This is a genomic window from Leeia speluncae, assembly GCF_020564625.1.
Lineage (GTDB): Bacteria > Pseudomonadota > Gammaproteobacteria > Burkholderiales > Leeiaceae > Leeia > Leeia speluncae.
Window position 1 is genome coordinate 1 of record NZ_JAJBZT010000021.1, and the last position, 5,191, is coordinate 5,191.

The window sequence follows — 5,191 nt, forward strand, 5'->3', positions numbered from 1 at the left end:
CACAAGCGCAATGCTCACTATCATCGGCGCTACGTCGTTTCACGGTCCTGTTCGAAATGGGAAGGCGTGGGTCCAACGTGCTATGGCCACCAAGCGTAACTTGTACGCAGCAAGTGATTCTTTCAATCCATCACTCACCACTAAAAACAGAAGAAGTATTTTCTCAGGTTCAGATCACAAACACACAGCCTAAAACCAATATCCACGGTTATAGGATCAAGCCTCTCGGGCAATTAGTATCGGTTAGCTTAACACATTACTGCGCTTCCACACCCGACCTATCAACGTCCTGGTCTCGAACGACCCTTCAGGAGCCTTATAGGCTCAGGGAAATCTCATCTTGAGGCTAGTTTCGCGCTTAGATGCTTTCAGCGCTTATCTATTCCGCATTTAGCTACCCGGCGATACCACTGGCGTGATAACCGGTACACCAGAGATGCGTCCACTCCGGTCCTCTCGTACTAGGAGCAGCCCCCCTCAAATTTCCAACGCCCACGGCAGATAGGGACCAAACTGTCTCACGACGTTTTAAACCCAGCTCACGTACCACTTTAAATGGCGAACAGCCATACCCTTGGGACCGGCTTCAGCCCCAGGATGTGATGAGCCGACATCGAGGTGCCAAACTCCCCCGTCGATGTGAACTCTTGGGAGGAATCAGCCTGTTATCCCCGGCGTACCTTTTATCCGTTGAGCGATGGCCCTTCCATTCAGAACCACCGGATCACTATGTCCTGCTTTCGCACCTGCTCGACTTGTCAGTCTCGCAGTCAAGCTCTCTTTTGCCATTGCGCTATCAGTACGATTTCCGACCGTACCTAGAGAACCTTCGAGCTCCTCCGTTACAATTTGGGAGGAGACCGCCCCAGTCAAACTGCCTACCATGCACGGTCCCCGATCCGGATTACGGACCTGGGTTAGAACCTCAAACACACCAGGGTGGTATTTCAAGGACGACTCCATATGAACTAGCGTTCATACTTCAAAGTCTCCCACCTATCCTACACAAGTCTGTTCAAAGTCCAATGCAAAGCTACAGTAAAGGTGCACGGGGTCTTTCCGTCTAGCCGCGGGGAGATTGCATCTTCACAAACATTTCAACTTCGCTGAGTCTCAGGAGGAGACAGTGTGGCCATCGTTACGCCATTCGTGCGGGTCGGAACTTACCCGACAAGGAATTTCGCTACCTTAGGACCGTTATAGTTACGGCCGCCGTTTACTGGGACTTCAATCAAGAGCTTGCACCCCATCATTTAATCTTCCAGCACCGGGCAGGCGTCACACCCTATACGTCCACTTTCGTGTTTGCAGAGTGCTGTGTTTTTATTAAACAGTCGCAGCCACCATTTCACTGCAACCCATTACCGCTCCAGCCGCAGGGCCTTCACGTTATCTGGGCACACCTTATCCCGAAGTTACGGTGTCAATTTGCCGAGTTCCTTCTCCTGAGTTCTCTCAAGCGCCTTAGGATTCTCACCCTACCCACCTGTGTCGGTTTGCGGTACGGTCAATTATGGACTGAAGCTTAGAGGCTTTTCCTGGAAGCTTGGTATCAGTTACTTCAGATCACGTGGATCCTCGTCATCACGCCTCAGCTCAGCCGCACGGATTTGCCTATGCAGCACGCCTACACGCTTAAACGACCTATTCCAACAGGCCGCTAACCTAACCTTCTCCGTCCCCCCATCGCATCCATAATCGGTACAGGAATATTAACCTGTTTCCCATCGACTACGCATCTCTGCCTCGCCTTAGGGGCCGACTCACCCTACGCCGATGAACGTTGCGTAGGAAACCTTGGGTTTTCGGCGAGGGAGCTTTTCACTCCCTTTATCGCTACTCATGTCAGCATTCGCACTTCTGATACCTCCAGCATCCTTCTCAAGACACCTTCGCAGGCCTACAGAACGCTCTCCTACCATATGTACTTAGTACATATCCGCAGCTTCGGTTATATGCTTGAGCCCCGTTACATCTTCCGCGCAGGACGACTCGACCAGTGAGCTATTACGCTTTCTTTAAATGATGGCTGCTTCTAAGCCAACATCCTGGCTGTCTATGCCTTCCCACCTCGTTTTCCACTTAGCATATCATTTGGGACCTTAGCTGGCGGTCTGGGTTGTTTCCCTCTTGACGATGGACGTTAGCACCCACCGTCTGTCTCCCATGCTCGCACTTCACGGTATTCGGAGTTTGCCATGGTTTGGTAAATCGCAATGACCCCCTAGCCATAACAGTGCTCTACCCCCGTGAGTGATACATGAGGCACTACCTAAATAGTTTTCGGAGAGAACCAGCTATTTCCAAGTTTGTTTAGCCTTTCACCCCTATCCACAGCTCATCCCCTAACTTTTCAACGTTAGTGGGTTCGGACCTCCAGTTGGTGTTACCCAACCTTCATCCTGGCCATGGATAGATCACTTGGTTTCGGGTCTACACCCAGCAACTGTTCGCCCTTATCAGACTCGCTTTCGCTACGCCTCCCCTATCCGGTTAAGCTTGCTACTGAATGTAAGTCGCTGACCCATTATACAAAAGGTACGCAGTCACAGAACAAGTCTGCTCCCACTGTTTGTATGCATGCGGTTTCAGGTTCTATTTCACTCCCCTTCCGGGGTTCTTTTCGCCTTTCCCTCACGGTACTGGTTCACTATCGGTCGATTACGAGTATTTAGCCTTGGAGGATGGTCCCCCCATCTTCAGACAGGATTTCTCGTGTCCCGCCCTACTTGTCGTATGCTTAGTACCACAATTGTCTTTTCGTGTACGGGGCTATCACCCACTATCGCTGGCCTTTCCAGACCATTCCACTAAGAGAACTGCTATCACATACAGGCTGTTCCGCGTTCGCTCGCCACTACTTACGGAATCTCGGTTGATTTCTTTTCCTCTGGCTACTTAGATGTTTCAGTTCACCAGGTTCGCTTCGCTGTACCTATGTATTCAGTACAGGATGACCCTTGCGGGCCGGGTTTCCCCATTCGGATATCTCCGGATCAAAGTCTGTTGCCGACTCCCCGGAGCTTTTCGCAGGCTGCCACGTCCTTCATCGCCTGTAATCGCCTAGGCATCCACCACATGCACTTAGTCGCTTGATCCTATAACCCTGGATATTCCAGTTTTATAAGTTTCTCAGCTGTGTTGTTTGCTATATAAACATCTTTCAATGTCTATATCGATTCAATCTAAACCCGAAGTTACTCACTCAAACCATCATAGAATTAACTATGATCGCTCTCGCTTTCTCTTCTTTACTTCTTCCATTTTTTTAAAGAACAATTTCGTTTCAATAACGAAATATCAATACTCAGATAACCTCTAAGTATTCACAATTCGTCACTGGTGGAGGTTGACGGGATCGAACCGACGACCCCCTGCTTGCAAAGCAGGTGCTCTCCCAGCTGAGCTAAACCCCCATGTATTCACGATCGCTTGGTGGGTCAGATAGGAATCGAACCTATGACCCCCGCCTTATCAAGACGGTGCTCTAACCGACTGAGCTACTGACCCAGCTCTCTTCTCTTCTTTAACAACCGATAAGTGTGAGTACTTGACTCTAACTTCGCTCTAGAAAGGAGGTGATCCAGCCGCAGGTTCCCCTACGGCTACCTTGTTACGACTTCACCCCAGTCATGAAACCTACCGTGGTAAGCGCCCTCCTTACGGTTAGGCTACCTACTTCTGGCGGATTCCACTCCCATGGTGTGACGGGCGGTGTGTACAAGGCCCGGGAACGTATTCACCGCGACATGCTGATCCGCGATTACTAGCGATTCCGACTTCATGGAGTCGAGTTGCAGACTCCAATCCGGACTACGATCGGCTTTCTGAGATTAGCTCCACCTCGCGGCTTCGCAACCCTCTGTACCGACCATTGTATGACGTGTGAAGCCCTACCCATAAGGGCCATGAGGACTTGACGTCATCCCCACCTTCCTCCGGTTTGTCACCGGCAGTCCCATTAAAGTGCCCAACTTAATGATGGCAACTAATGGCAAGGGTTGCGCTCGTTGCGGGACTTAACCCAACATCTCACGACACGAGCTGACGACAGCCATGCAGCACCTGTGCTCAGGTTCTCTTTCGAGCACTGCCAAATCTCTTCGGCATTCCTGACATGTCAAGGGTAGGTAAGGTTTTTCGCGTTGCATCGAATTAATCCACATCATCCACCGCTTGTGCGGGCCCCCGTCAATTCCTTTGAGTTTTAATCTTGCGACCGTACTCCCCAGGCGGTCTACTTCTCGCGTTAGCTTCGTTACCAAAGGATTCCTCCCCCGACAACTAGTAGACATCGTTTAGGGCGTGGACTACCAGGGTATCTAATCCTGTTTGCTCCCCACGCTTTCGTGCATGAGCGTCAGTATCATCCCAGGGGGCTGCCTTCGCCATCGGTATTCCTCCACATCTCTACGCATTTCACTGCTACACGTGGAATTCTACCCCCCTCTGACGTACTCTAGCTGACCAGTTCTAAACGCAGTTCCCAAGTTGAGCTCGGGGATTTCACATCTAGCTTAATCTGCCGCCTGCGCACGCTTTACGCCCAGTAATTCCGATTAACGCTTGGACCCTACGTATTACCGCGGCTGCTGGCACGTAGTTAGCCGGTCCTTATTCTTTAGGTACTGTCATCCCCAATGGATATTAGCCACTAGGATTTCCTCCCTAACAAAAGAGCTTTACAACCCGAAGGCCTTCTTCACTCACGCGGAATGGCTGGATCAGGCTTTCGCCCATTGTCCAAAATTCCCCACTGCTGCCTCCCGTAGGAGTCTGGGCCGTGTCTCAGTCCCAGTGTGGCTGGTCGTCCTCTCAGACCAGCTACCGATCGTCGCCTTGGTGAGCCTTTACCTCACCAACTAGCTAATCGGACATCGGCCGCTCGTATAGCGTGAGGTCTTGCGATCCCCCACTTTCTCCCTCAGGACGTATGCGGTATTAGCACACCTTTCGATGCGTTATCCCCCACTACACGGTACGTTCCGATGCATTACTCACCCGTTCGCCACTCGCCACCAGGTGCAAGCACCTGTGCTGCCGTTCGACTTGCATGTGTAAAGCATTCCGCCAGCGTTCAATCTGAGCCAGGATCAAACTCTTAAGTTCAATCTTTAAAACTGGCTTGTACACTCAAAAAAATTTCTTTTCTTGACTGTGTAAGCACTTAATAATTTCTTTGCTAGTTACC

General features: G+C 50.8%; 2 tRNA genes and 3 rRNA genes. All 5 read right to left on the reverse strand.

Annotated elements, in window-relative coordinates:
* Positions 1-94: ribosomal RNA gene (gene rrf, locus LIN78_RS17845) — 5S ribosomal RNA — on the reverse strand; the annotation flags it as partial.
* A gap of 118 nt (positions 95-212) precedes the next feature.
* Positions 213-3,098 (reverse strand): 23S ribosomal RNA (locus LIN78_RS17850).
* A gap of 242 nt (positions 3,099-3,340) precedes the next feature.
* A tRNA-Ala gene (locus LIN78_RS17855) sits at positions 3,341-3,416 on the reverse strand.
* 17 nt (positions 3,417-3,433) lie between these two features.
* A tRNA-Ile gene (locus tag LIN78_RS17860) sits at positions 3,434-3,510 on the reverse strand.
* Between the two features lie 61 nt (positions 3,511-3,571).
* Positions 3,572-5,109: ribosomal RNA gene (locus tag LIN78_RS17865) — 16S ribosomal RNA — on the reverse strand.
* Positions 5,110-5,191: the final 82 nt, after the last annotated feature.